The organism is Gordonia sp. GONU (genome assembly GCF_024733855.1).
Lineage (GTDB): Bacteria > Actinomycetota > Actinomycetes > Mycobacteriales > Mycobacteriaceae > Gordonia > Gordonia amicalis.
On the sequence record NZ_JANRHB010000066.1, the window covers coordinates 1 to 5,134 of the forward strand.

At 63.1% G+C, this 5,134-nt stretch carries 5 protein-coding genes; 4 read left to right on the top strand and 1 reads right to left on the bottom strand.

Annotation, left to right across the window (positions count from 1 at the left end):
* Positions 1 to 219 precede the first annotated feature (219 nt).
* Positions 220 to 1,236, bottom strand: a complete 1,017-nt coding sequence (locus NWF34_RS25085; RefSeq protein WP_005195135.1) for an AraC family transcriptional regulator — start codon at positions 1,234 to 1,236, stop codon at positions 220 to 222.
* A 100-nt stretch (positions 1,237 to 1,336) separates the two neighbouring features.
* Here NWF34_RS25085 and NWF34_RS25090 point away from each other — a divergent pair, with 100 nt between their 5' ends.
* From NWF34_RS25090 to NWF34_RS25105, 4 genes are read left to right on the top strand one after another with little or no spacing between them, the layout of a single operon-like run.
* Entirely contained in the window at positions 1,337 to 1,657 is a 321-nt protein-coding gene (locus NWF34_RS25090) for a 2Fe-2S iron-sulfur cluster-binding protein (protein ID WP_005195134.1), read from the top strand.
* Positions 1,658 to 1,682: 25 nt separating this feature from the next.
* Positions 1,683 to 3,074: a cytochrome P450 gene (locus tag NWF34_RS25095; protein ID WP_005195133.1), complete on the top strand. Its 1,392-nt coding sequence runs from the start codon at positions 1,683 to 1,685 to the stop codon at positions 3,072 to 3,074.
* Entirely contained in the window at positions 3,071 to 4,270 is a 1,200-nt protein-coding gene (locus NWF34_RS25100) for an NAD(P)/FAD-dependent oxidoreductase (protein ID WP_005195132.1), read from the top strand. The genes NWF34_RS25095 and NWF34_RS25100 overlap by 4 nt, the downstream gene beginning before the upstream one ends.
* Complete coding sequence (locus tag NWF34_RS25105) at positions 4,267 to 4,941, top strand: transglutaminase family protein (RefSeq protein ID WP_005195131.1); 675 nt, start codon at positions 4,267 to 4,269, stop codon at positions 4,939 to 4,941. Before NWF34_RS25100 ends, NWF34_RS25105 begins: the two co-directional genes overlap by 4 nt.
* Positions 4,942 to 5,134 lie beyond the last annotated feature (193 nt).

The following is a 5,134-nucleotide window of genomic DNA, read 5'->3' on the forward strand; positions in this document are numbered from 1 at the left end:
GCCATAACGGTGGCTAGAACGAACCGGCTGGTGTCCTCGGCGAGGCGGCAGACGTTGAGGTGTGGCTGAGAATTGCCGCGTAGGCGATGCTGGCTGACTTGTAACGACCGTGCGCTTCGGACGGGGCGGGCCCGGGTTACCGTATCGAAACGTTATGAACCAGTCGCGAAATTCGTTGTGGTGTAATCAGCTGACGCCCCGATTGGGCTGGTCGAGCATTCATGCGGCTGGCGGGCGTGCACGTCGAAGTCGAAACTGCGACGGGGAGCAGCCGACCCACCGAGCAAACGCATGAGAAAAGCTTGCGACGTCGCAGTACCCCAGTTCGGTAGCAATCTGGCCGATTCCGACGCCGGGATCGAGAAGTCGGAGGATGGCGTGCTCCTGCATGAATTGCTGTCGTAGGCGGCGCAGGGTGGTGCCCTCGGCGTGTAGGTGCCGTTTGAGTGTGCTTACCGATACCGACAGCTCTGCTGCGATCCGACTAGCGTTGACTCGAGCAGGGTCTGCATCAAACTGGGCTCGGACGCGCTGCGTGTACGAGTTGTGACGCCGCTGATCGCAGAGCCGTCGCAGTTCGGCGGTACCGATCCGGTAGGCGACGGGATCGGAAAAGCGGCACACCTCATGAAGCGCCTCGGCTGGTATGCGAACAAATGACGCTGGCGCATCGAAGACGACTCGATGCCCTATCTCTCCCACGTTCAGCGGCTCGGTCGGCGCCGGGCAGGTCAGGTGTAACTCTGCTGAGGACACATCTCCTGTGAGTATTTTCACCAGACGCAGAACGGTCAGGCCCCCATAAGTGACGGCAAAGCAGTCGGTACCCGCGCTGTCGGTGCGCCCTGCGAGACCGATGGTAAGACCACTGGCGCCATGATGAAAGTCCGCACTTAGCGCCGTCGAGATCAACGGCAGAAAACGAAGCAACTCGACGATGTCAACGACCGACCCGGCACTGACCAGCGGCAGGCTCAGTGGACCGAAGGAGGTCAGCTGAGCGTGCTCAGCGAATGCGAGGCCCAGCCGAAACCCGTCGTGCGGCCCCATCGTCGGATACACGTCATGAAACCATTGCATCGGCACCTGCGCTTCTTGCGTGATCAACGTTCTGAGGTCGGTGCCCTCCTGGGCCATTATCCGACCGAATGCGCTCGTCGCCTCCGTGCCCAGCGCACCGCTGTCGAGAAGCTGTGCAAACGCCAACGGGGGCACACCGGATTCACCGAGGGTCACGTGAGCCAGATTAACAACAGATTGCGACGTTCACACATGGATCGGTCGGGATCCGCACATTCACACTCAAGGGGAACCTCATACGTGCAAGGAGGTGGCCATGGCCACGATCACATACATCACCCACGATGGAGACGACTACGAAGCCGATCTCGTGGAGGGGAAGTCGCTCATGCAGACCGCCGTCGACGAAGCCGTCCCCGGCATCGACGGTGATTGTGGTGGCGAAGCGGCCTGCGGTACGTGTCACGTCATTGTCGACCCGGCGTGGATCAAGACCGTCGGGCGCAGCGGCGAGGGCGAGGAAGAGATGCTGAGCATGCATCCGGAACGGGAAGGAACCTCGCGGCTGTCCTGCCAGATGATCGCGACTGAGGAGTGGGACGGCCTGACTGTTCGCCTCCCGGAATTCCAACTCTGACCCGCAACGACGAAGGAATGCAATCATGAGCATCGCAGCCACCGTCGCCGAGAAGGCGCAATCAATGATCCCGATCGACCTTCAGATCCGGGGGGCGCATGTCTATGACAAGACCCGCCGAATCGTCACAAGGACCGACGGCCAGAAGATCTTCACCGAGACCCCGATCCCGCCGGTGGACGAGGTCGATCTCGCCGAAATCGACCTGAGTAACCCGTTCCTGTATCGCCAGGGTATGTGGCGCTCGTACTTCGAGCGTGTCCGCAACGAGGCGCCGGTGCACTTCCGTTCGGAGAGCCCCTTCGGTCCGTTCTGGTCGGTCACGCGACACGCCGACATCATCGCGGTCGACAAGAATCACGAGGCGTTCTCCGCCGAACCGTTCATCATCATCGGCAGGCCCCCGCGTTTCATGGACATCGCGATGTTCATCGCGATGGATCCGCCCCGGCACGACAAGCAGCGCGCCGCAGTGCAGGGCGTGGTGGCTCCGAAGAACCTTCGTGAGATGGAGGGGCTCATCCGCGCGCGCGTCCGCGAAGTCCTCGACGGCCTCCCACTCAACGAGCCGTTTGACTGGGTCCAGACTGTGTCGATCGAACTCACTGCACGCATGCTCGCGACGCTACTTGACTTCCCTTACGACAAGCGGCACAAGCTGGTCGAATGGTCCGACCTCGCGACCTCGATGGAGCAGGCCAACGGCGGCCCCTCGGACAACGACAGGGTCTTCCGTGAGATGGTCGCGATGGCGCAAGGCCTGAGTTCGCTGTGGCGGGACAAGGCGGCACGTACCGTGGCCGGCGAAGAGCCTGGCTTCGACCTCATCACCATGCTGCAAAGCAACGAGGACACCAAGAACCTCCTCGACGATCGCCCCATGGAGTTCCTCGGTAACCTCGTGCTGCTGATCGTCGGCGGCAATGACACGACCCGCAACTCCATGAGCGGCGGAGTGCTGGCCCTCAACGAATACCCCGAGCAGTTCGAGAAGCTCAAGGCCAACCCCGACCTCATCCCCAACGCGGTGTCGGAGATCATCCGCTGGCAGACCCCTCTTGCTTACATGCGCAGGGTCGCCAAGAAGGACGTCATGCTCGGCGGCCAGTTCATCCGCAAGGGTGACAAGGTGGTGATGTGGTACGCCTCGGGCAACCGAGACGAGCGCGTCTTCGAGCGTCCAGACGAGCTCATCATCGACCGGGCCAACGCCCGCAACCACATCGCGTTCGGTTTCGGTGTACACCGCTGCATGGGCAACCGGCTCGCCGAGCTCCAGCTACGCATCCTGTGGGAGGAGCTCCTCCCTCGCTTCGACAACATCGAGGTGGTGGGTGAGCCGGAGTACGTGCAATCGAACTTTGTCCGTGGGATCAGCAAGATGATGGTTCGCCTGACCCCCAAGGGGGAAATGTGACGGCTGATCAGGTCGTCATCCTCGGCGCGAGCCACGCCGGCGTCCAACTCGCGGGCGCTCTCCGAAAGGAGAAATGGGCCGGGGATGTCTTGCTGATCGGCGACGAGGGCAGGCTCCCCTACCAGCGTCCACCGCTGTCCAAGGCATACCTGGCAGGTGCATCACAGCTTGATGACTGCGCGATCCGCGGACGTCAGTTCTACGACAAGCAGCGGATCGAGCTCGTGGACGGAACGGCGACGGCGATCAACCGTTCCGCGCACACCGTCACCCTCAACAGTGGAGACGTGGTGTCTTACGCCACGCTGGCACTGTGCACCGGCGCGCGCGCCCGCGCGCTGACCGTTCCGGGCGCCGAGTTGACGGGCGTCCACTACTTGCGCACCGCCACCGACGTCGAGGCCATCCGTGCCGCGGTGGTGCCAGGTTGCCGGGCCGTCATCGTCGGCGGCGGCTATATCGGCCTGGAGACGGCCGCCTCACTTCGAGCTCAGGGTGTGGACGTCACTGTTCTCGAGGCTGCGGAACGCGTGCTCGAGCGGGTGACCGCGCCGGTGGTCTCGAGGTTTTTCGACCGTACCCACCGGACCGAGGGTGTCGATGTTCGCACCAGCGCGTTGGTCGAGGGTTTTCGCGGGGAGGGGCGAGTCGAAGAGGTGGTGCTCGCCGACGGTGAGACCCTGGCCGCGGACCTCGTCATCGTCGGTGTCGGCATCATTCCCAACACGGATCTCGCGGTCGCCGCGGGCCTCGAGGTTGACGACGGAGTCATCGTCGACGACCATGCACGCACCAGCGACCCCGACATCGTCGCCGCCGGCGACTGCGTCAACCAACGGATCGCACGGTACGACAGGCGCGTCCGCCTCGAATGTGTGGCGGCCGCCACCGAGCAGGCCAAGGTCGCGGCAGCGACCATCTGCGGCAACGAAGCCGGTCTCACCGCGCTGCCTTGGTTCTGGTCCGATCAATACGATCTGAAGCTGCAGATCGCCGGGCTCAACACCGGGTACGACGAGGTACTGGTCAGCGGTGACCCTGACCACGACCGTGACTTCACCTGTTACTACTTCAACGACGGCGAGCTGATCGCCGCGGACTGCGTCAACAGACCCAAGGATTTCATGAACGCGAAGCGTACGATCGCACAGCGTTCGTCGCTCGACAGGTCCGAACTGATCGGAGCCACACCATGACCACATCACCCGCGGCAGCGGAAAGGCCGGCGGCGGCGCTCACAGCATCGACCTTCCTCGACATCCATCACGCGACCGTGCAGGCCTTCACCCAAGACGCGGTCGGCGACGCGGACACCGATCGCGAGAAGGCGCGGCGCCTCTTCGCCGCAGTCCGAGACCAGATCCGTTACGACCCCTACACCGTCTCTGACAAGCCCGATCATTACCGGGCCAGCCATGTCATCGAGTCCGGACGTGGGTACTGCGTACCCAAAGCGGTCGTACTGACAGCCGCGTTCCGCGCGGCAAACATACCGGCCCGGCTCGGCTTCGCTGATGTACGCAATCATCTGCAGACCGACGCGCTGCGCGAACTCATGGGAACCGACGTCTTCGTATATCACGGATACAGCCACGTCTACATCGAGGGGCGCTGGTTGAAAGCTACACCCGCGTTCAACATTGAATTGTGCACTCGATTCGGGGTCCCACCTATCGACTTCACCGGCGATCGCGACGCGTTGTTTCACGCGCACGCGGCGGACGGCTCCGCGCACATGGAGTACGTGCACGAACGCGGCGTCTACAACGACTTGCCCCTCGAGGAAATCCTGGCGGGCCTGCGGCATGCCTACGGCCCTCTGATCTTCTCGGGACGGCCAGCTCCGTCCGACGCATTCCGCGCATAGTGTGCGCTCCGGCGGGCTACCGCCGCAGGTTACTGCCCGCTCGAACACCCGTGCCACCACCTGTCGGCCAGATCCCGTCGCACAGTGTCCACCACCACTAGGGAGACCATGACAATGTCCGAGTCATTGCTCGACACCTATCCACACCGAATGGGCGGCCATTGCGGCTCCAGCGCGATGCGCGACTTGATGG